21 protein-coding genes and 2 tRNA genes are annotated in these 21,839 nt (G+C 63.7%); 8 read left to right on the top strand and 15 right to left on the bottom strand.

Going from position 1 to position 21,839, the window contains the following annotated elements:
* Positions 1–53 precede the first annotated feature (53 nt).
* The 4 genes from P3T40_RS19680 to P3T40_RS19665 form a co-directional block, all read right to left on the bottom strand.
* A complete protein-coding gene (locus P3T40_RS19680) occupies positions 54–1,631 on the bottom strand; it encodes a phospholipase D family protein (protein WP_429269429.1) in 1,578 nt (525 codons plus the stop codon).
* A 435-nt stretch (positions 1,632–2,066) separates the two neighbouring features.
* Complete coding sequence (gene panS / locus P3T40_RS19675; RefSeq protein ID WP_429269389.1) at positions 2,067–3,026, bottom strand: ketopantoate/pantoate/pantothenate transporter PanS; 960 nt, start codon at positions 3,024–3,026, stop codon at positions 2,067–2,069.
* A gap of 158 nt (positions 3,027–3,184) precedes the next feature.
* A complete protein-coding gene (locus P3T40_RS19670) occupies positions 3,185–4,585 on the bottom strand; it encodes an MATE family efflux transporter (protein ID WP_429269388.1) in 1,401 nt (466 codons plus the stop codon).
* Positions 4,586–4,738: 153 nt separating this feature from the next.
* Positions 4,739–4,957 carry an RNA-binding S4 domain-containing protein gene (locus P3T40_RS19665; RefSeq protein WP_074265967.1) on the bottom strand — a complete coding sequence of 73 codons (219 nt, stop codon included), beginning with the start codon at positions 4,955–4,957 and terminating at the stop codon, positions 4,739–4,741.
* A 329-nt stretch (positions 4,958–5,286) separates the two neighbouring features.
* Between P3T40_RS19665 and P3T40_RS19660 the strand changes: the two genes are divergently transcribed.
* The 3 genes from P3T40_RS19660 (at position 5,287) to P3T40_RS19650 (ending at position 8,463) form a co-directional block, all read left to right on the top strand.
* Positions 5,287–5,736: a hypothetical protein gene (locus P3T40_RS19660; protein ID WP_429269387.1), complete on the top strand. Its 450-nt coding sequence runs from the start codon at positions 5,287–5,289 to the stop codon at positions 5,734–5,736.
* Positions 5,737–5,868: 132 nt separating this feature from the next.
* A complete protein-coding gene (locus P3T40_RS19655) occupies positions 5,869–6,105 on the top strand; it encodes a hypothetical protein (protein WP_429269386.1) in 237 nt (78 codons plus the stop codon).
* Between the two features lie 243 nt (positions 6,106–6,348).
* On the top strand, positions 6,349–8,463 hold the full coding sequence (locus P3T40_RS19650) for an ATP-dependent helicase (RefSeq protein ID WP_429269385.1): 2,115 nt from the start codon (positions 6,349–6,351) through the stop codon (positions 8,461–8,463).
* 163 nt (positions 8,464–8,626) lie between these two features.
* Here P3T40_RS19650 and P3T40_RS19645 read toward each other — a convergent pair whose 3' ends face one another.
* The 8 genes from P3T40_RS19645 to fdxA form a co-directional block, all read right to left on the bottom strand.
* Positions 8,627–9,409, bottom strand: a complete 783-nt coding sequence (locus tag P3T40_RS19645) for a DUF4088 family protein (protein ID WP_429269384.1) — start codon at positions 9,407–9,409, stop codon at positions 8,627–8,629.
* A 267-nt stretch (positions 9,410–9,676) separates the two neighbouring features.
* Positions 9,677–10,000 (bottom strand): AzlD domain-containing protein, encoded by a 324-nt coding sequence (locus P3T40_RS19640; RefSeq protein ID WP_429269383.1) that lies wholly within the window; start codon positions 9,998–10,000, stop codon positions 9,677–9,679.
* Positions 10,000–10,668 carry an AzlC family ABC transporter permease gene (locus P3T40_RS19635; RefSeq protein ID WP_429269428.1) on the bottom strand — a complete coding sequence of 223 codons (669 nt, stop codon included), beginning with the start codon at positions 10,666–10,668 and terminating at the stop codon, positions 10,000–10,002. The genes P3T40_RS19640 and P3T40_RS19635 overlap by 1 nt, the downstream gene beginning before the upstream one ends.
* Before the next feature lie 204 nt (positions 10,669–10,872).
* Complete coding sequence (locus P3T40_RS19630) at positions 10,873–11,700, bottom strand: AraC family transcriptional regulator (RefSeq protein WP_429269382.1); 828 nt, start codon at positions 11,698–11,700, stop codon at positions 10,873–10,875.
* 62 nt (positions 11,701–11,762) lie between these two features.
* On the bottom strand, positions 11,763–12,236 hold the full coding sequence (locus P3T40_RS19625) for a CreA family protein (protein ID WP_429269381.1): 474 nt from the start codon (positions 12,234–12,236) through the stop codon (positions 11,763–11,765).
* Between the two features lie 230 nt (positions 12,237–12,466).
* A tRNA-Asn gene (locus P3T40_RS19620) sits at positions 12,467–12,542 on the bottom strand.
* A 59-nt stretch (positions 12,543–12,601) separates the two neighbouring features.
* Positions 12,602–12,677 (bottom strand) — tRNA-Asn (locus P3T40_RS19615).
* Between the two features lie 133 nt (positions 12,678–12,810).
* Positions 12,811–13,134, bottom strand: a complete 324-nt coding sequence (gene fdxA, locus P3T40_RS19610; RefSeq protein WP_027198371.1) for a ferredoxin FdxA — start codon at positions 13,132–13,134, stop codon at positions 12,811–12,813.
* A gap of 266 nt (positions 13,135–13,400) precedes the next feature.
* On the opposite strand from fdxA, the gene pncB reads away from it, so the two are divergent.
* From pncB to rmuC, 5 genes are all read left to right on the top strand, one after another.
* Positions 13,401–14,597, top strand: a complete 1,197-nt coding sequence (gene pncB, locus P3T40_RS19605) for a nicotinate phosphoribosyltransferase (protein ID WP_429269380.1) — start codon at positions 13,401–13,403, stop codon at positions 14,595–14,597.
* A gap of 127 nt (positions 14,598–14,724) precedes the next feature.
* Positions 14,725–15,387, top strand: coding sequence for a LutC/YkgG family protein (locus tag P3T40_RS19600; protein WP_429269379.1), 663 nt, complete (start codon positions 14,725–14,727; stop codon positions 15,385–15,387).
* 95 nt (positions 15,388–15,482) lie between these two features.
* On the top strand, positions 15,483–16,907 hold the full coding sequence (locus P3T40_RS19595) for a sodium:proton antiporter (RefSeq protein WP_429269378.1): 1,425 nt from the start codon (positions 15,483–15,485) through the stop codon (positions 16,905–16,907).
* A gap of 55 nt (positions 16,908–16,962) precedes the next feature.
* Entirely contained in the window at positions 16,963–17,952 is a 990-nt protein-coding gene (locus P3T40_RS19590; protein ID WP_429269377.1) for a 2-hydroxyacid dehydrogenase, read from the top strand.
* Positions 17,949–19,427, top strand: a complete 1,479-nt coding sequence (rmuC, locus tag P3T40_RS19585) for a DNA recombination protein RmuC (RefSeq protein WP_429269376.1) — start codon at positions 17,949–17,951, stop codon at positions 19,425–19,427. Before P3T40_RS19590 ends, rmuC begins: the two co-directional genes overlap by 4 nt.
* A 165-nt stretch (positions 19,428–19,592) precedes the next feature.
* Here the strand turns inward: rmuC and P3T40_RS19580 are convergent, their stop codons facing one another.
* From P3T40_RS19580 to moeA, 3 genes are all read right to left on the bottom strand, one after another.
* Complete coding sequence (locus P3T40_RS19580; RefSeq protein WP_429269375.1) at positions 19,593–20,096, bottom strand: N-acetyltransferase family protein; 504 nt, start codon at positions 20,094–20,096, stop codon at positions 19,593–19,595.
* Positions 20,096–20,371: a hypothetical protein gene (locus P3T40_RS19575; protein WP_074301714.1), complete on the bottom strand. Its 276-nt coding sequence runs from the start codon at positions 20,369–20,371 to the stop codon at positions 20,096–20,098. Before P3T40_RS19575 ends, P3T40_RS19580 begins: the two co-directional genes overlap by 1 nt.
* A 69-nt stretch (positions 20,372–20,440) precedes the next feature.
* A complete protein-coding gene (gene moeA, locus P3T40_RS19570) occupies positions 20,441–21,736 on the bottom strand; it encodes a molybdopterin molybdotransferase MoeA (RefSeq protein WP_429269374.1) in 1,296 nt (431 codons plus the stop codon).
* Positions 21,737–21,839: the final 103 nt, after the last annotated feature.

Below are 21,839 nucleotides of genomic sequence, written 5' to 3'. Positions count from 1 at the left end.
CGCTGATAACTGCGTGGTTCGGATGGCCTGCGCGCCGCTGCTGCATGGCGCCATCAAAGCTGTCCCTGGACTGGCAATAGCAAGAATAGACCCGTCATCAGATTTCGGTAAAAACCCGCTTGCGGGTCGAAGTTGTAGGTGCGCTGCGTGCCATTCTCGACGTCGGTCCATTCGAGTTGCGACTGCGGCGCACCAATGTAGCTGAGTCCGGCGAGTTGTGCAGGCGTCGCGAGCGTCACGCGATAGCTGACCTCGGGTGTCGTGGCGCGGTCGAACATTACGGCGACCTGGCCGGCGAGTTCCGTACTGTGGATCACCAGCGCCAGTTCGGTGTTCAGATTGGCCGAGCGTGGATCGAGGTTCATCGAGCCGATCACGAGAATCTTGCGATCGATCACGTAGGTTTTCGCATGCAGGCTCGCGTGCGAACCCGAGCCCGCGACCGAGAGGCGCGGACCGCTCTGGTCCGGCTTGAACTCGTACAGTTCGACGCCGTTTTGCAACAGCGGGACGCGGTATGGGCTGTAGCCGGCTTGCACGGCAACCGCGTCGGTGGCGGCGAGCGAGTTGGTCAAAACCGCCACCCGCACGCCGCGCTGCGTGAGTTGCGCGAGCGCTTTGAGGCCGGCATCGTGCGGCACGAAGTAAGGCGATACCACGAGAAATTCCGTCTGCGCGTCTTTCATCAGTTCGGCGAGCCGTTGCATCGGCGGACTGACGTAATCCGGCGACGGCTGATCGATCTTGCCGGGCGTGTCGGCCTTGAATTCTGCCGGCGCCCAGGTCAGACCGAGTTCGTCGTTGGTGATTTGCGCGGCAAGCGGCGTCGCATTCAGCGGTTTCGCGTTATATGGGTCCGCGTTGGTGCGCCAGTGCTGACGCAGGGCGTCGCGCGTCGCGTCGAGTTCCTGCGTCGAGAAGGTTTGGTGATTCAGTGCCTTCAGTGGATAGGCACCTGAACTGTTCCAGTACTCGTCGAAGCTGGCGGAGACGTCGGCGGTGATCGGGCCGGCTGCCAGCACATCGAGATCGCGGAACTGCAGCGTCGGGCTCGCGCTGAAATATTCGTCGCCGAGATTGCGGCCGCCGACGATCGCCAGCTGGTTGTCCGCGATCATCGCCTTGTTATGCATGCGGCGCGTGAACTGATCGATCTTCGTCAACAGATTCGTAGTGCGTTCGAACATGCTGCGATGCGTGCTGCCGTACGGATTGAAGACGCGGACTTCGATGTTGGGGTGCGAATTCAGGCTGGCCATCACATCGTCGATGTCCTTGAAGTTCAGGTCGTCGACCAGCATGCGCACGCGCACGCCGTGGTCCGCCGCGTAGAGCGCGGCGCCGAGCAGCAGTTTGCCAGTGGTGTCCTCGTTGGCGATGTAGTACTGCATATCGAGCGTCTTGGTCGCGGCGCGGGCGAGCGCGATACGCATCTGCAGCGCTTCAGTGCCATTCGCGAGGACGCGAAAACCCGAGTCACCAGGATGGGCAACTTCGACGGGAGCGAGGGCGGTGCCGAGTGCGGTAGGGGTGGCAGCGGGTAGGGCGTGGGTGACCGGACGGTCGAACGCGGCGGCCGGTGGCCTGCTCGCGCAGGCGGTCAAAAGTGCCGCCGCGGCGCATAGCAACAGGCAACGCTTGCCGATGCGCAATGCAGTTTGCGCTGCGGTGCGCGCGAACGGCGCCGCTCTTGCGGGACCTTGATGAGATTGCGACGCGATGTTGTTGTTGCTGTCGTACGCCGGCACGCTATTCCTCCGCTTGATTCAGTGCACGCACCCTTCTTCGACGCAGGCGCGCACCCGATGCATCTGGGTGCTGATAAGGAATGCATTCTAAGGGGAATTGATCGGACGAGTTGCTGGATAGCGCAATTGGCGTGGGTACGCGAGGGGCACGCCTTGTTTCAATGTGATGTCGTGAATGCTGTTCGAGCCATCGCACGTGGATCTGTTCGTTATGCCAATGAATGACGAAGCATGTGCAGCCGCCAGATAACTCGTGCGAGTGGTGCGTTCATCACGGACGAGCGCGCCACGAGCCTCGCGAGCCCTCGCGAACTCCCTTTATCCGCGTTCGACCTCGAGGGCCGCTGCGCCTTCAGGATGCGTGGAACCCTTGGCGGGGCGGCCCGCCCAGTAACCTGCGAGCAGCGATCCAGACAGGTTGTGCCAGACCGAGAACAAGGCCCCTGGCAGTGCCGCGAGTGGCGAGAAATACAGCTTGCCGAGCGTGGCTGCGAGACCGGAATTCTGCATGCCGACTTCGATCGCCAGTGTGCGGCAGACGGCTTCGTCGAAGCCGAGCAGCCGGCCGCCCCAATAGCCGCCGAGCAGGCCAATGCCGTTGTGCAGCACCACCCCGACCATCACCACGAGCCCGACCGACGCAATGCTCTTCTGCGTGCCGCCCACGACCGCCGCGATGATCAGCAGGATCGCGACCATCGACACGAGCGGCAGAATTGGCTCGACCTTGCGTACCAGCTTGCCGAACAGATGATTGATGACGAGGCCCACGACGATCGGCAGGCCGACGATCTCGAGAATGCTCATCAGCATGCCGTGCACGTCGACGGCGATCGACGCGTCGACATAGAGCCGCGTGAGCAGCGGCGTGGCGAACACGCCGACCAGCGTCGACAGCGCGCTGATGGTCACCGACAGAGCCACGTCGCCACGCGCCAGATAGATCATCACGTTCGAAGCGGTGCCGCTCGCGACGCTGCCCACCAGCACCATCCCGGCGGTCAGATCCGGCGGCATGCGCAGCACTTTGGCAATGGCCCAGGCGGCAAGCGGCATCACCAGATAGTGCAGCACGATGCCGGCGACGACCGGTGCGGGCCGCGTAAAGACACGTTTGAAATCGGCGATGGAGAGCGTCACGCCCATCGCCAGCATGATGATGGTCAAGAGCGTGGTGACGTGCGGTGCGATGGGGCTGAAGGAGGCTGGCGAAAAGTAGGCGGCGAGCGAAATCAGCACGGCCCACAGCGGAAAGAGACGGGTAACCCGGGCAAGCATGTCAGGAGGTCCTTGATTCTGTTTCGACGAATAGTTGGGTTCGATGCGATGGCGGCGCATGCACACCCTTGTGGGACGCGCGGCGGACCTTTGAGGCGACCGGGATGGGTCTGGGAGGCAACCGCGGCGTATTTTACCGTCTGCGCGCCGGCCTCTCTTCACGCCGCCGGTCTCGAAGACGCGGGTACGCGTCGCAGGCTAAGGCGGTGAAAGCGCAGCGTCATCAGCAGCGCGACGCTCGCGAGGCCCGCGGCGAGACCCCACCACAGACCGCGCGCGCCCAGTCCGAAGTGGAACGCCAACGTGTAGCCGGTCGGAAAGCCGATGGCCCAGTAACCGAACGCCGCGGCCACCATCGGCACGCGCGTGTCCTTCAGGCCGCGCAGGCAGCCTGAGCCGACCGTCTGCATGCCGTCGACGATCTGGAAGATGGCGGCGACGCCGAGCAGCGAACTGGCGAGCTTAACCGTGGCCGCGTTGGCGGGGTCGTCCAGATGCAGATACAGGCCGACGATCCAATGCGGCGCCAGAATCAGCACGAGCCCCGACAATGACATGAAAGCGACGCCGAGCGCAATCGCCACAAAGCCGGCATGCCGCGCGGCGAGCGGCTGACCCGCGCCCGACCAGTAGCCGACCCGCACGTTGGCCGCCTGGCCGATCGCGAGCGGCACCATGAAGGCCACAGACGCGACGTTCAGCGCGATCTGGTGCGCAGCGAGTTGCGATTCGCCGAGCAAGCCGACCATCAGGCCGGTTGCGAGAAATAGCGTGGATTCGACGCCATAGGTGATCGCGACCGGCCAGCCTATGCCGAACAACTCGCCCATCAACGGCAATCTGGGTCGCGTCGCCGTGACAAAATGACGATAGCGGGGCCGCAGATGCAGCCACGCCATTAGCACGAGCGCGGTCATCCAGACGGTGATGGTGGTGCCGCAGGCCGAACCGAGAAAACCGAGGCGCGGCAGGCCATATGCACCATGGATCATGCCGTAGTTCAGAAAGCCGTTCACAAAGACACCGCCCAGCGAGACCCACAGCAGGCGCTTGGCCGCGCCGATGGCCGGCAGGAAGGAGCGCATCAAACCAATACCGATCAGGCTGCCGAGCGCCCCCCAGCGCAGCACGGCCGCGTATTCGCCGACGTTGTGCGCGAGCAGGGCCGGTTCGCCGAATGCCAGCAGGATCGGCGTGGCGAACGACAGCAGCGTGAAGGCGGGAATCGACAACAGCACCGACATCACGAGGCCGGTCCAATAGATGTGCGGCACGCGGTCGTCGGCCTGCGCGCCACGTGCATGCGACACGCTCACGCTCACCGAAGTCAGCACGCCCTGCAGCAGCGTCACGACCACGAAGAACAGGTTGGCGCCGAGGCCGCCGGCGGCGAGCGCGTCAGGGCCGAGCGAGCCAAGCAGGATCGTGTCGGTGACGCCCATGGCCATCTGCGACAGTTGGGCGATGGCGAGAGGGGCGGCGAGGCGGGCGGTGTCGGCGGCGTGGCGAGATAGGGTCGGCGGCGGGGCGGCCACCCGGGAGAGGCCGGATTGCGTCATCAAAGGTGCACGGTTGCGGGCTGCGCCCGCGTCGTTTTCTGTCAAAACAGACAGCTTATGGCGTAGGCGAGCTGTTGTCGATCTGTAAGCACACTTTTGGTGCGGATTTTTGACGCGTGGCGCGCGAGGGCAGCTGCGCAGGTGTCCGAGGCGCTACGCCTCGTGCACGGCAATGCGGGTGTCGCCGAGTAACACCACCTGTCCTGCGCGGATTTTGCAGGTTTTGCGCAGTTCGACCTGGCCGTCGACCGTCACGGCGCCCGAGGCCACCATCAGTTTGGCGGAGCCGCCGCTGTCCGCGAGCCCCGTTATCTTCAGGAGATTGTGAAGTTCGACATAGTCGCCGGTCAGGGTGAAATCGAGATTAGGCATGGCGATTGCGGCTCGGGTAACGGGGTTCGCATCATAAGCCAGAAGCTGGCACACAGGCCTGTGCAATGCGGAAACCGGTTAAATGAAAGTATGTGTTTGGTAATTGTTAGAAAATGAAACGTTCCGTAACAGTAGACGTTTCTTACGAACTTCACTCACAAAGGGTTGGTCTGTAGAAAAGCCTGCTGACCTGGTGACGTTTCGCAGCGGGTAACGACAGACCGGGCGAGCTGCATCGCCAGCCTCGCTGTCGGCGTCCAGTTGCAGTTCGACTGGGAGATTGACGCGTCGACGCCCGAGTCCTGACAACAATTTTAGAGAGGATAGCTATGACCCAGATTCGTTCGCTCCTGATCGGTACCGCCCTGACCGCTTTTGCCGCCACCGGTGCGTTTGCGCAGACCAACGCGCAGCCGGATGCCGGCGCTGCTGGCCAGCAAATGATGGCGCCGGGCGCCGACACCGCCGCTCCGGCTGCACAAGGCGTCCAGCCGGTGACGCCGGCGCCGCAGCGCCTCACGGCATCCGGTTCGACCGATCCGCTGGTGCAAAAGCGCGACGCAGACGCCAAGGCTAACGCCGAATACAGCGCGTCGAAAAAGGCGTCGAAGACCCAATTGAAGGAGCAGCAAGCCGAGGCCAAGCAGAAGTACAAGGAACAGGTCCGCGACGCCAAGATCAACAAGAAGGCCGACAAGCAGACCGCCAACAACGAGATGAAGATGGACATGCAAGGCCAGACGCCAAGCCAGGATGATCCTTCGGACGTTAAGCACTAAGCATAGATGCAAGGGGCGGGGAGTCGGCTTGACCGCCTTTGACGATGACGGCGGGTCAGGCTCTCCACCACCGGCCGCCTCCTCTCACTTCTATTCACTCTTGGCCATCATGGAGGTCATGTGAACAAGCCCATGAACAGGATTTACGCAGCGCTGATTGCCGGCTGCCTGTCGTCGGTCGCGTTGGCGCAAACGAACCCGTCGGCCGAGCCCACGCACGCGGATAAGAAGGCCGCCAAGGCGCAAGCGAAGGCGGACAAGAAGTCTGATGTCGCTCAGGCGAAGGCCGACAAATCCAGGACGGAAGCCCAGACGGACGCCGATAAGGCCGCCGCCGACGCGAAGGAAAAGGACGCAAAGAAGGAGTAGGTTCCTTTCCGGGCGCGCAGGGCGGGTTGTCCACGGAAGTGGCTACTCTCGTGTGCCTGGCGACAAAAAGCTAAGACCTAACGAATTGCGGCCCGTGGCGCGTCAGCGCCCGGGCTGTTTGCGTTTGGGTTCGAGGACGGCCTGCGCCGAAAAAAGGGCGCTTGTCGCCGCCGGTTGTATGGATATACAGTATGCGACGCTGATCCCGTCCTGCGACCCCTTCACCTCCTGATACCGACCACTGTGCTCTCCGTTGCCGACTCCGCGCCGTCCGATACCGCTGCCTGGCTGGCGAAGCTCAACGACGCGCAGCGCGAGGCCGTCGAATACGGCGCCGACAATCCCGCGCAGCCGGGCGGCGCCTTGCTGGTGATCGCCGGCGCGGGTTCGGGCAAGACCAATACGTTGGCACATCGCGTTGCGCATCTGGTGGTCAAGGGCGTCGATCCGCGCCGCATCTTGCTGCTGACGTTCTCGCGCCGTGCCGCGCTCGAAATGACCCGGCGGGTTACGCGGATCGCCGGTGAGGCGCTGGGTGCGCGGGCAGCGGTGGCGCAGGGCTTGACGTGGTCGGGCACGTTTCACGGCATCGGCGCGCGCCTGTTGCGCGAATATGCCGATCTGATTGGCCTCGCCCCGACCTTCACGATCAACGACCGTGAGGACTCCGCCGACCTGATGAACCTGGTGCGGCACGAACTCGGGCTGTCGGCCAAAGAGCGGCGTTTTCCGGCGAAGGGCACCTGCTTTGCGATCTACTCGCGCGTCGTCAATACCGGCGCGGCGCTCGCCGACGTACTGGCGAGCGCGTTCCCGTGGTGCCGCGAATGGGAGGCGGATCTGCGGATGCTGTTTGCCAGCTACGTGGAGGCCAAGCAGACGCAGAGCGTGCTCGACTACGACGACCTGCTGCTCTACTGGTCCCTGATGGCCGAACAACCGACAATCGCCGCTGATCTCGCGGGCCGTTTCGATCACGTGCTGGTGGACGAGTATCAGGATACCAACCGCCTGCAAGCGTCGATCCTGCTTGCCTTGAAGCCGGACGGGCGCGGCCTGACCGTGGTGGGCGACGACGCCCAGTCGATCTACTCGTTCCGTGGCGCGACGGTGCGCAACATCCTCGATTTTCCGACGCACTTCAATCCGCCCGCGAAGCAGGTCACGCTCGAGCGTAACTACCGCTCCACCCAGCCGATTCTGGCCGCATCGAACGCGGTTATTGAACTCGCTACCGAACGCTTCACGAAGAATCTCTGGACCGATAAGGCCTCTGCCCAGCGTCCACGTCTCGTGAGCGTGGCGGACGAAGCCGATCAGGCGCGCTATGTGGTCGAGCAGGTGCTCGAAGCGCGCGAAGCCGGCATGAAGCTGAAATCGCAAGCGGTGCTGTTTCGCGCCGCGCACCACAGCGCGGCGCTGGAAGTCGAACTGACCCGGCGCAATATCCCGTTCGTTAAATTCGGCGGCCTCAAGTTTCTCGATTCGGTGCACGTGAAAGACGTGCTTGCGGTACTGCGCTGGGCGGAGAATCCGCGTGATCGCGTCGCCGGGTTTCGGGTCATGCAGCTGTTGCCCGGCGTTGGGCCAGCCACGGCGGCACGCCTGCTCGATGCCGTGGTTACGCGTGCCACACCCAGCCACACCGTCAGCGCTCTCGCCGCCTTCGCTCCGCCGCCGCGCGCACTCGAAGACTGGCAGCCCTTTGTTGCGTTGATGTCGAGCGTGTGCAGCCTGAGCTCGCCATGGCCGGCCGAGTTCGAACTGATCCGGCGCTGGTACGAGCCGCACCTCGAGCGCAACCATGAGGACGCCGCCTTCCGTCATGCGGATCTGCTGCAAATGGAAAGCATCGCCGCCACGTATGCGTCGCGCGAGCGCTTCCTTACGGAACTGACGCTCGACCCTCCCGACGCCACCAGCGGCGAATCCGGCGTGCCCTTACTGGACGAGGACTACCTGATCCTCTCGACGATTCACTCGGCGAAAGGGCAGGAGTGGCGCAATGTGTTCGTGCTGAATGGCGTCGACGGCTGCATTCCGTCGGATCTCGGCACTGGCAGTGACGCGGAGATCGACGAGGAGCGGCGCCTGCTGTACGTGGCGATGACGCGCGCCAGGGAGGATCTCCACATCGTCGTGCCGCAACGCTTCTATGTGCATAACCAGACGCATCTGGGCGACCGCCACGTCTGGGCGTCGCGCACGCGTTTCATCCCTGCGCATCTGATGCCGCTTTTCGATGCTTATGCCTGGCCGCGTATGCCTGAGCCCGTCGCGCCGAGCGCAGCGGGACTCGCTGCCGCGGCGCAGGCGAAGCTCGAAATTGCGGCGAAGCTCAAGAGAATGTGGGACTGAGCGCGGTTGCGGTGGCTCGGAACGGCGACGGTAGCGCACGACAACCGCGCGAGCGCAAGACGACGCGGGGCAGCGCAGGGCACTGCGGCAGCCGGTACAACGGCGGTAGCGCAGGACCACGCCTACTACGCAACCCCACGCCTACTACGCAACCCCACGCCCTTTAGCGCGTTTGTCGGGGCTGCTGTGCCGCCTGCCGTGTCTGCTCTTGCCGGGGGAGCGGCGTAAAGAAGGCTCGCAGCCACGCCGCGAGGCGCGAGAAAATATCGTAGGGCTCTTCGACGAAGATGTCGGGCTTCAGCAGGCGCAGATATTCCATGATCTGCTGTGCTTCCTGTTTCTGGAACGAGCCATGCGAGATGCCGAGGCGCAGCAGGCCGCGCAGTTCGCCGAGCTTTTCGCGCGCGGTGCTGCCGACGCTCGTCTCACAGGCCACTTTCGCTTCGTACACCCGCTGCCGCAGCGACTCGACAAGCCGCCACGCGGGCGTCTGCATGGCTTCTTCCAGCGCCTGGATGTCCTGCGCGGCGCCCTTGATCTGGGCGGCGAGCGGATCCACGAGCGACGCATCGCCTTCCGATTCCTTGACAATCGCCGCAGCCCAGTCGTGGCACTGCTTGGCCAGCTCCTCGGGGGTCCATTCTGAACGCGACGCAAAGCCGAAGCCGAACTCGGTGGCCTGCTGCATCAAAATCGCCACGACATCCGGAAATTCCTTGTCCAGCGTGCGCTTGGCCCACGCGTACTGGCCGCCCTGCAACATCCGCTTCACTGCATGTTCGGTGAGCGGCAGCATGTTGTCGAGCAGCTTGGCGCGCAGAAAGTCCTCAAACGATGGCGTCGCGAACTGCGGGTCGAGCTTGAGCGAGACGCGCAAAAAAGCGTCGAAATCCTTGCGCAAGGTTGCGACGGTTTCGTCTTTGAGTGAAAGGGTGATCTGACCCATGTCTTATCCCGTTTGGTCCTCCCGCGTGGCATCGCAAAAGTGCCGCCATCTGCGAACTGCCCCCGTGAGAGGGCGACGTCAATGCTCGACGCGGTTGATCCTGCATTGTTGCCGCATAACCAGCGGGGATACCTTCCCGACGAGCGGACCTCGACTGCATAACGGCGGATCGGGGTAAAACTTGAGGGCGCGGCGGGCCTCTGTGACCGGGCACAGCGCCGGTTGCGGCGCTGCACAAGGCTCACGGAGCATCCCAGGTAATGGGCTCTATTTGAGCACGATGCCTTGCCAGACAAAAAATACCGCGAGTCCAACGGCGATGGTCAGCAACGGCCGGCGGGTCAGTGCACTGACCGCTACGGCGGCGAGTGCGCCGACCAGTTGCGGATTGCGCCAGGTGAGCTCGGCACCGCCGCCGTGCGGAGAGACGGCCATCGGCACGATGATGGCCGTCAGCACCGTCACCGGCACGAATCCGAGAGCGGTGCGCACCAACTGTGGGAACACCAGCCGGTCGCCGAGTACGAACACGGTTGCACGGATCGTCCACGTGATCAGCGCCATGCCGAGAATCAGAACGACGTAGTTCATCATCGAGCCACCTCCGCGGTACGCGTCTGGCGGTTGGGGCGCGACAGCAGGACGCCGACCACGACTCCGGCGAACACCGCGCCGAGCAGGCCCAGCTTGTACGGCCACGCCTGCCAGAAGAACGCCAGCGCGCCCGAGGTGACGGCGGCGGCGACATAGCGCAGCGCGACGAGCTGCGGCACGACGATCGCGATAAAGGTGGCGACCATCGCGAAATCGAGCCCGAGCGACTGCAGACCGGGGAACGCCGCGCCGAACAGCAGGCCGGCCAGCGTCCAGATCTGCCAGTTGACATACATGGCGAGGCCCGCGCCGAGGAAGTAATACGGGCTCACCGAGCCGGGCGGATGATGCCGGTAGTGCGACCAGGCGACGGCGAAGACTTCGTCGGTGAGCACGCCGCCGAGCGCGAGGCGCCAGCGCAGCGGCAGATGCGAAACGTAGGGGGCGAGCGTGGCGCTATATAGCACGTGGCGCAGGTTGACGACCAGGGTGGTGGCCCACACCACGGCGAAGCTCGCGTGGCCCGCTATGAGGCCCAGCGCGATGAACTGGGCGGATCCAGCGAAGACCACGAGCGACATCAATTGCCCGTGCCACAGGTGCAGCGGGCCGGACGTGACGAGGGTGCCGAAGATCACGCCGAACGGCGCCGCGCCGACCATCATGGGGATGATGTCGCGCGCGCCGGCGTTGAATTCAGTCAAGCGGTTGGGATGGGTCAATCTTGCCTCCTTGGTCTGCCGAGCATAGCCGCGGCGGGGCCGGGAGGGCTTGTACGTTCTTGCTGTGGATGATGCTGTGCCGCCGGTTAGGCGAGCCCGCGGCCGCGGGCCGCTTCGCGCGAACTCGCTGTCCCGGCGCCGCGGCGCTCAGGCCGCCTGCCAGCGGCCCGGCGGCACCCCAAACATGCGCCGGAAGTGCCGCGTGAAATGGCTCTGGTCGGTGAAGCCGCTGGCCGCCGCCACCTCTGTGACGGGCACGCCGGCGCGCAACGGCGCCAGCGCACGTTGCAGCCGTACCTGATTGCGCCACGCGTGCGGCGGCATGCCCGTCGCCTGCGTGAAGAGGCGAGCCGCGTGGAATGGCGACAATCCAACTGTTCCGGCCAGTTCGGCCAGTTGGAGCGGGGTGGTGAGGTCGCCGGTCAGGTGCTCTTTCATGGTCGCGACGCGGGTGTCGTCGGCGGCGAGGCGCGCCGGCTTCGTTTGACCGCCCGAATAGCGGACCAGCAGCGTCGATAGCGCGTCGAGCATCGCAGCTTCAGCCGCGAGCGGATCGGCCTGCGCTTCAAGCAGGCGGTGAGCGCGTGCGAGCCGTTGGGCGAGGTCCAGATCGCGGATCACGCCGGGTTCGAACCACGGCAATGCCTGTTGCTGGCCGGCGACGTCGGTCGCGAGTTGCTGGATGAAATCAACCGGCGCATACAAGACGCGATAGCGCCAGCCTTCCTCGATAGCCCGTGCGCCCGTATGCAGCTCACCCGGATTGATGATGGGCACGCTGCCGGCTTCGGCGACGTAGTCGGTACCCAGATACCGGTACCCCTCCGCGCCGGCCACGATCACGGGGATGGTGTACGCGTCATGCCAATGCGGCGAGAACTCGTGATCGTGATATTCGGCCGTGAGCAGATCCGCGCCGGGCAAAAGCGGCGTGCGCCAGTAGCGGGCGGAATCGCGGAAACGGGTGACGGTCATGATGGAAATCCGGCTCGGCCTGCCAGTTTAGCGCGCGCCGGCGTGTTCCGTACAAGCGGCTTTCATTTGAGCGGGATGGTGGTGCCGGTGGGCATCGGCACGGCCGTCACGCTGTTTTTCGCGCTGCCGCTTGCGACGCGGTCGCTATAGGTCAGATACACCAGCGTGTTGCGCTTTGCATCGACCACGCGCACGACGTGCAGTGTCTTGAAGATCAGCGACATGCTCATGGAAAACACATCGGCTTGCTGCTTGAGCGGCCCGGTGAATTTGATCTCGCCGACCTGCCGGCAAGCAATCGACGCCTCCGTTGGATCTTCGGCGATGCCCAGCGTGCCTTTGATGCCGCCCGTGCGTGCTCGCGAGACATAGCAGGTGACACCTTGGACGAGCGGATCGTCGTAAGCCTCGACCACGACGCGGTCGGATCCGGTGAGATGGAAGTTGGTGTTGACGCTGGCCACTTCCTCGCTGTGGGCGAGCGGAGCGAAGAGGGCAGCAGCGGCGAGTGCGACGTACAAGAAGGTGGATTTCATTGGGAGACCGGAATAATCGCGCAGGGAAAGCCCCATCGTATAACGGCAAGCACGACGCAGGTGGCGTGTGCGAGGACCGCAGAAAGGAAGGCGTGAAAGCGGGAGGGAGGCGAAGGGGCTTTCCCTGCGTTGGGCGAAAGGTGAGAGCGCATCGCGCACTTCCCGTGCGCGCATCCAAACCCAGAACCCAAAACAAAAAGGCCCGCATGGATGCGGGCCTTCGAATTTTTTGGCTCCTCGACCTGGGCTCGAACCAGGGACCTACGGATTAACAGTCCGGCGCTCTACCGACTGAGCTATCGAGGAACAGCAGTACAACCTTTACATAAAAAAGCCCGTCTTGGTTAACGGGCCTTTGCAATTCTTGGCTCCCCGACCTGGGCTCGAACCAGGGACCTACGGATTAACAGTCCGGCGCTCTACCGACTGAGCTATCGGGGAACAACAACAGCAGAGAAGCGAAATTGTAGGGGGTGCTCCAAGGCCTGTCAAGACCCCGAACTCATCTCTATTTCATTCGAACATGAGAGCCGCAACGGAGTCCCGGCCGGGCCGGCGCACCGCCCATGGCCGCTCAGCGGGCGAGCAGAGCCAGTTTTTCCTTCACGTCCTTGAACTCATCTGCCTCGGGCAGCGGAGCCTTGGTTTTCGTGATGCTGGGCCAGCCCTTGGCGAGATCGGCATTCAGCGCGACGAAGTCCTGCTGGTCACCCGGCACGTCTTCTTCGGCGTAAATGGCGTTCACCGGACATTCGGCGACGCACACTGCACAGTCGATGCACTCATCGGGGTCGATCGCGAGGAAGTTGGGACCTTCGCGAAAGCAGTCCACCGGGCACACATCAACGCAGTCGGTATAGCGGCACTTGATGCAGCTTTCGGTCACAACGTGAGTCATTCAGGCAGCTCCTGCATGCGGTATCTGGGGAGGCGAAACGCCAAAAGCGCTATTGTAACGTAACGTCAAGTGGCGTATGTAGCAGCGGCCCAACCGGTTTATACGTTTTCGTGATTAGTTTATGGCGCCGCAGGCGGGCGGGCCGGTGGCGCGATATGGCCGCGCGCATTCGGGTAACATGCGTCAAGTCGGCGCGCCGGGGCGTGCCGCAGGCGCATGGGCCAGTTCAGGCCTTCCGTTTCTCCTGCTGTCCGGTTCGCACCATCATGATTATTACTTCGCTGCTCGATACTGATCTGTACAAGTTCACGATGATGCAGGTGGTTTTGCATCATTTTCCTGCCGCGAGCGTGGAATACCGCTTCCGCTGCCGGACCCCGAACGTCAACCTCGTGCCGTATATCGACGAGATCCGCGATGAAGTGCGCAAGCTGTGCGAGCTGCGCTTCACCGACGGCGAGCTTGATTACCTGCGGCGCATGCGCTTCATCAAGGGCGATTACATCGAGTTTCTCGCGCTCTTCCATCTGAACGACAAGTACATTTCGATCACGCCTTCGCCCAAGGGCAACGGCGAAATCGACATCGAAATCAAGGGGCCGTGGTTGCACACGATCCTGTTCGAGATTCCGGTGCTGGCGATCGTCAACGAGGTCTACTTCCGCAACACGCAGCGGGAGCCGGCGTACGGCGAAGGCCGCGAGCGTCTCTCCGAGAAGATCAAGCTGCTCGGCGCACGTCCTGAATTCGCGGACTGCAAGATCGCCGATTACGGCACGCGGCGCCGCTTCTCGAAGCGCTGGCACGAGGAGGTGATCCTCACGCTGAAAGACGACCTCGGCGAACAGTTCACCGGCACGAGCAACGTCTTTTACGCCATGAAGCATGGCCTGACACCGCTCGGCACGATGGCCCACGAATACCTGCAGGCCTGCCAGGCTCTCGGACCGCGGCTGCGCGATTCGCAGATTTTCGGCTTCGAGATGTGGGCGAAAGAATATCGCGGCGACCTCGGCATTGCGCTCTCAGATGTATATGGCATGGAAGCGTTCCTGCGCGACTTCGACATGTATTTCTGCAAGCTGTTCGACGGCGCACGCCATGACTCCGGCGATCCGTTCGACTGGGGCGAGCGCCTGCTCAAGCACTACGAGGCGAACCGCTGCGACCCGCGCACGAAGATTCTCGTGTTCTCGGACGCGCTGGATATCCCGAAGGTCCTGCAGCTATACGAACGCTTCCGCGGCCGCTGCAAGCTGGCGTTCGGAGTGGGCACCAACCTGACCAACGACCTCGGCTATAACCCGCTGCAGATCGTAATCAAGATGGTTCGCTGCAACGGCCAACCGGTCGCCAAGCTATCCGACTCGCCCGGCAAGAACATGTGCGAAGACAAGGCGTATCTGGCCTATCTGCGCCAGGTGTTCGGCATCAAGCAGCCGGACGAGGAAGTGTCGAAGTAACGTGTGTGGCGGGCGGTTGTTGCGCCCGCCTTGGCCATCTGGACGAGTGTTCGAGCGCGGGGTGGCCGGTATAATCCTCGCGACGCCGCACGGCTATCGTAACGAGACACTCGCGAGGATTTGGCCCATGGATACATCGATCGCCCGCCGCAACATTCTCGCGCGCATCCGCGCAGCCCAGGGGCGCGAAGCCGAACCTACCGCCTCCGAACTCGAGGCCGCTGCCGACTATCTCGCACGCCATCCGCAAGGCCCACGTCCGCCCATGCCGGACGATCTCACCGCACGCTTTATCGACGAGGCGCAGAAGATGGCGACCACCGTCGAGACCGTCGAAGCATTGAACGATGTGCCAGCTGCCGCGCATCGCTATCTCACGCAACATGGCTTGCCAGTTCAGGCAATTGCATGGCAAACGCTGCAGGATCTTGGCTGGATCGACGCGGGTCTCACCGTCGAATTCCGCAAGCCCGAAGATAGCGACGTGGTCGGCATCACGGGCTCTTTTTGCGCCACAGCGGAGACCGGCACACTGGTGCTGTTGTCCGGGCCTGAAACCTATGCGTCTGCGAGTCTGCTGCCTGAAACGCACATTGCTATCGTGCCGGCCTCGCGTATCGTCGCCGGGCATGAAGAGGCCTTCGAGCTGATTCGCGCTGAACGCGGCGAACTACCGCGCGCGGTCAACTTTGTCTCGGGCCCATCGCGCACCGGCGACATCGAGCAAACCATCGTGCTCGGCGCACATGGGCCTTATCGCGTGCATGCGATTGTCGTGCGCGGCGCATGAGCGAGAGGCGTGGCTGGTTGATCTGCACGCTGCGTGCCGCATGCGCTTCGTATGCGCGCCTCGCTAGGCCTGGAAAACAAAAGGATTCTTCGTATATGACGCGATATGCCGGATGGACGGGCACGGGGCTCGTCGCCGCACTCGCACTGTGGCCCCAACTGGCATCGGCCGCGACGCTGGACGGCGCGACGCTGTCGGCATGGTGGGGCCTGCCGTTCGCCGGCGTGCTGTTGTCGATCGCGGTGTTTCCGCTCATTGCGCCGACTTTCTGGCATCACCACTACGGCAAGATCGCGGCAGCATGGGCGATCGTGTTTCTCGTGCCGTTTGCCGTCACGTTCGGCGCGGGCGTTGCATTGGGAACATTCGTTCACGCGATGCTCGAAGAGTATGTGCCGTTCATCGTATTGCTGACCGCGCTTTATACCGTGGCGGGCGGCATCTGCGTGCGCGGCAACCTGCACGGCACGCCGCGCATGAATACGTCGATCATCGCACTGGGCACGGTACTCGCCAGCATCATGGGCACGACCGGCGCAGCCATGCTGCTGATCCGGCCGCTGCTGCGCGCCAACGATAATCGCAAGCATGTTGTGCACGTTGTCGTGTTTTTTATCTTTCTGGTCGCCAATGCCGGCGGCTCGCTGTCGCCGCTCGGCGACCCGCCGCTTTTTCTCGGCTTTCTCAACGGCGTGAGTTTCTTCTGGACCACCACGCATCTGGCGTTGCCGATGCTGTTCGTCTGCGGCGTGCTGCTTGTGACGTTTTACGCGCTCGATTCGTACTATTACCATCGCCGTGAAGAGGAGCGCTCGCCGTTTCTCGATCCGACGCCTGACACGCCGCTCCTCGGCATCGACGGCAAAATCAACTTCGTGCTGCTTGGTATGGTGATCGCTCTCGTGCTGATGAGCGGCTTGTGGAAGCCGGGCATCGAGTTCGACGTCTTCGGCACGCACGTTGCGTTGCAGAACGCGGTGCGCGATGTGGCGCTGATCGGCGTCACGCTGTTGTCACTGGCCGTGACGCCGCGCGCGGGGCGCGCAGGCAATGACTTTAACTGGGCGCCGATCGAAGAGGTGGCGAAGCTGTTCGCGGGCATCTTCGTGACGATTGCGCCGGTCATCACGATTTTGCGCGCCGGCGACGCGGGGGCCTTCGCGGGCATCGTGCATCTGGTCAACGACGCGTCCGGCCAGCCGCATGACGCGATGTATTTCTGGGCGACAGGTTTGCTCTCGTCGTTCCTTGACAATGCGCCGACCTATCTCGTGTTCTTCAATCTCGCCGGCGGCGACGCGCAAACCTTGATGACGCAGGGCGCCGCCACGCTGGCTGCGATCTCGGCCGGCGCGGTATTCATGGGCGCGAACAGCTATATCGGCAATGCGCCAAACTTCATGGTGAAGGCGATCGCGGAGTCTCGCGGCGTGCGCATGCCGAGCTTTTTTGCGTATCTGGGCTGGTCGGTCGCGATACTGGTACCGGTGTTTCTCGTGACGACCTGGTTGTTCTTTTAGCGGTTGATGATGACGGGACCGCTGGCGGTTCCGTCACGCTATTCGGAGAATTGCAATGCAGAAGATTCTTGTTGCCCGTCCGATTTTTCCGGATGTAATCGAACGCCTCAAACAGCATTTCGAGGTTGACTGGAACAACGGCGAGGTCCTCTCCGCCGAAGAACTGACGCGCCGTCTCGCCGACAAGGACGGCGCGCTGACTGCCGGCGACCCGGTCGGCGCGGCTGTGCTAGCGGCGGCGCCGCGACTGCGGGTCGTGTCTAACATGGCGGTCGGCTACAACAATTTCGACATGGCTGCGTTCAACGCGGCGAACGCCCTCGGCACCAATACGCCGGACGTGCTGAACGAATCCACCGCCGATTTCGGCTGGGCGCTGATGATGGCAGCGGCGCGCCGCGTCACCGAGTCCGAGCACTGGCTGCGCGCCGGCAAGTGGCAGAAGTGGGCATACGACGGCTTTCTCGGCACCGACGTGTATGGTTCGACGCTCGGTGTGATCGGCATGGGCCGCATCGGCCAGGCGCTGGCGCGCCGTGCCCGCGGCTTCAACATGCAGGTTATCTATCACAACCGCTCGCGGGTCGCGCCTGAGATCGAAGCCGAACTGAACGCACAGTATGTGTCGAAAGCGGAGTTGTTGAAGCGGGCCGATCACGTCGTCCTCGTGTTGCCCTATACCAAAGACAACCATCACACGATCGGCGCAGCGGAACTCGCGCAGATGAAGCCAACGGCGACGCTCACCAACATCGCGCGTGGCGGCATCGTCGACGACGCGGCGCTGGCCGAGGCCTTGCGCGCGAACCGTATCGCGGCGGCGGGGCTCGATGTCTACGAGGGCGAGCCGAACCTGAATCCGGCACTGCTCACTGTGTCGAACGTCGTGCTGACACCGCATATTGCGAGTGCGACAGAATCGACCCGGCGCGCGATGGCTAATCTCGCTGCGGACAATCTGATCGCCGGGCTCGGTGAGGGTCCGAATGCGGGACGCCCGGCGAACCCGATCAATCCCGAGGTGATCGGCAAGGCACGCGCATGACGACGATGTTGCTCGCGGCGGTCGGGGTACTGGCCGTCGCATTGCTGATCGCTTTACTGGTCCTGATGCGTGGCGGCCGCCGTGGCGATCTGGAGGCTCAGCTCGACGACCTGGGCGACCACATCGGCTCGACCGGGCAAGCGCAGACGCGCGCGTTCGAGCGCCTCGAGCGCGAGTTGCGCAGCGAGATCGAGCAAACCGCCCGCGTCTCGCGTACGGAACTGAATGGCGGGTTCGCGCAGTTTCAACAGACGCTCGCCGCGCAGTTCACCAGTATGACGACGTTGCAGAACGGCAAGATTGACGGCTTTGCCCAACAGCTTGTGAAGTTAACCGAAACGAACGCGCAGCAGCTCGAGGCGACGCGCCACAGCTTGCAACAGCAGGCCCAGCAGGCGCGCGACGAGCAGGGCGTGGCGCTGCGGCGCTTCGGTGAGACGCTGACCTTGCAACTTGGGCAACTGACGGAGTCGAACGACCGCCGCTTCGCCGAAGTGCGCGCGACGATCGAACAGCGTCTGAAGGATATCGAGGCGAACAACTCGGCCAAGCTCGAAGAGATGCGTCGCACGGTGGACGAGAAGCTGCATGCCACGCTCGAACAGCGCTTGGGTGAATCGTTCAAGCAGGTGTCGGATCGCCTCGAGCAGGTGCATCGCGGGCTGGGTGAAATGCAGACGTTGGCCGCGGGCGTGGGCGATCTGAAGAAGGTCTTGACCAACGTCAAGACGCGCGGCACATGGGGCGAGGTGCAGCTCGAAGCCTTGCTCGAACAACTGCTGACCCCGGATCAGTATGCGAAGAACGTCGCGACCATACCGAAGAGCGGTGATCGGGTTGAATTCGCCATCAAGCTGCCGGGCCGCCAGGATCCGGATGGCACCGCGGTGCCGGTATGGCTGCCAATCGATGCCAAATTCCCGCGCGAAGACTACGAGCGCCTGATCGACGCCCAGGAGCGGGCCGATCCGGTGGCCGTCGAAGACGCATCGCGCGCGCTCGAAGGACGTATTCGCACCGAGGCGCGCACGATTGCGGAGAAATATGTCTCGCCGCCGCATACCACTGATTTCGCGCTGCTGTTCCTGCCGACCGAGGGGCTCTACGCGGAAATCCTGCGCCGGCCGGGGCTCACGGATATGCTGCAGCGCGACTACCGCGTGACGATTGCCGGACCGACTACGCTCACCGCGTTGCTCAACAGTTTGCAGATGGGCTTCCGCACGCTCGCCATCGAGAAGCGTTCGAGTGAGGTCTGGCAGGTGCTCGGCGCGGTGAAGACCGAGTTCGGCAAGTTCGGCGATGTGCTCGCGAAGACGAAGTCGCAGCTCGAAACAGTGACCCGTTCGATCGAAGCCGCGGAGACGCGCACCCGCATGATGAACCGCAAGCTGCGCGATGTGGAAGCGCTACCGGGCGATGAAGCGAGCGGTTTCCTGGGAGATGCGCTGCTCGGCGCGGATGCGGACGAATAGGGCGAGGGTGTACGCGGGTGAATGGCCAGAAAGGGAGGCAGTTTTAGCAGAGATGCCCCGCAGGGTCCCGGTCTGGTCCCTCGTAGCAGCGCCATTACGCTGACAAGCGGCTGGATGCGCCCACGCGGTGCAAGCGAGCGGCTCGGCCGCCCGTTTGGCGTGCCCTCACCAGGAAACGTTCACTGCCGCCCTGCCCGCCAGCTTGTCCAGCGCTTCACCCGTGATACGCACCACTCGCCAGTCGGACAGCACGGTCGCCCCCATCTTCTCGTAGAAGTTGATGGCCGGCTGGTTCCAGTCGAGTACCGTCCATTCGAAGCGGCCGCATTGGCGCTTCACTGCCAACGCCGCCAGTTCCTTCAGCATCCGGGTCCCGAGACCGCTGCCGCGCTGCGTAGGCTGGACGTACAGGTCTTCGAGATACAGTCCGCGCCGACCTAGGAAGGTCGAGAAATTATGGAAGAACAGCGCGTAGGCGACGATGCGGCCGTCTTCTTCCTCTGCCACCATGGCTTCCGACGACGGCCGCGCGCCGAACAGCGCATCGTGCACGCCGGCTTCGGTGGCGACAAACAGATGGGTGAGCTTTTCGAACTCGGCCAGCTCGAGCATCAGCGAAAACATGGCGCCGACGTCGGCGGGCGCGGCGGCACGGATTGTTGCGGTCATTACGCTTCCTCGGGTACGTCGCTCAACTGGATCTCGATGCCGCCGAAGCGCGAGGCCACCCAGTTATAGGCATGACAGGCAATCCACAGCAACACGAAACCGAGGATCGCATTCAGCAACAGCGCGCTGAACACGGTGCTCAGCTCGACTGAACCGTAGCGAATAAAAGCGACCAGCACGCCGAGCAGCACGATAGGTACGCTGAAGGTCAGATACACCAGGATCAGCGCCTTGGCGGTCTGTCCCGGCGCGATGAAAGAGATCTGTTTTTTCATGTAGGTCAAACCCGTTGGTCTTAGTGAGGGTAGAGGGTAAGGGTTGGGAGCAGGCAGTCGGCGGGTGCGTCAGATCAGGCCGTCGAACAGCATGATGTCGACATTCTCGCCGGAGGCGATGTCAGCGCGCTCGTGCTCGAGCACGATAAAGCAATTGGCTTCGCTCATCGAACTGAGCACGCCGGAGCTTTGCGAGCCGGTTGGCGTGACATGCCATTGGCCACGGGCGTCGCGTTCGGCGACGCCGCGTTGATACTCGGTGCGACCCGCGCGCTTGCGGATAGCCTCGCGGCTGGCGGCCTGCAGGAGCGCAACCGGTTGCTGCGTGGCGCCGGACATGACCAGCAGCGCTTCGCGCACGATCTGGTAGAACGTCACCATCACGGCGACCGGATTGCCCGGCAGACCGAAGAACAGCGCGGGCAGGCCGAGGCCAGGCCGGTCGCCGGACCAGACGCGGCCGAACGCGAGCGGGCGCCCCGGGCGCATCGCGAGGCTCCAGAACGCGACGTCGCCAAAGGTCTGCACCAACTGCTTGGTGAAATCCGCTTCGCCGACCGAGACGCCGCCCGAAGTCAGGACCACATCGGCGCTGGCTGCTGCGCTCCGTAGCGCGGCTTCGAGCGCGGCGGCCCGGTCGCGCACGACGCCGAGGTCGAGCGTGTCGATGTTCATGCGCCGCAGCATCGCAAACAGCGTGTGACGATTGCTGTCGTACACGCAGCCCGGTTCGAGCGGCTCGCCGAGCGAACGCAGTTCGTCGCCGGTCGAAAAAAACGCCACCCGCAGACGCCGCCGCACCGGCACTTCGGCGATGCCGAGCGACGCGATCAGACCGAGGTCCGATGCGCGCAAAACGCGGCCGCCGCGCAAGGCTGCGCTGCCGCGGGCGAGATCTTCGCCGGCGAGGCGCCGGTTGCCGCCCGCACGTACAGCGGAGGCGGGAAACTGGATCGTCTCGCCGTTGCGCGTAACCAGTTCCTGAGGCACGACCGTGTCACAACCGGCCGGCATGCAGGCGCCCGTCATGACCCGGACACATTGTGTGACCGCGACGGCGCCGTCAAACGGATGACCGGCCAGCGCCTTCCCGGCGACCGTAAGTTCGACCGCGGCCGACGGATTCGAGAGCGCGGCGCTCTGGAATGCGTAGCCGTCCATGGCCGAATTGTCGTGCGCGGGCACGTCGCTTGGCGAGACGATGTCTTCGGCCAGCACGCGGTCGAGCGCGTCGTGCAGCGGCACGCGTTCAATGGCGGTGACGGGCGTGGCCCACTGCCGCACGATTGCCTGCGCGGCCGATACCGGCAACGCATGAGGATCGTACTGGGCGACGCAACTGGAGAATTCGTTAAGCGTGGTCATGTATTGAGGAGCGTCGCGACCGGGTGCGGTTGGCCGACGCGACGGCCGGACTCGAATCCGGTGGCCGCCGTGCGGCCGGAGCAGGACGATTGCGGCGACCTCC

Origin of the sequence: Paraburkholderia sp. EB58 (genome assembly GCF_050436665.1) — a bacterium.
Classification (GTDB): domain Bacteria; phylum Pseudomonadota; class Gammaproteobacteria; order Burkholderiales; family Burkholderiaceae; genus Paraburkholderia.
Note: the sequence above shows the minus strand (reverse complement) of the source record. Positions and strands in the feature narration are given on the sequence as shown.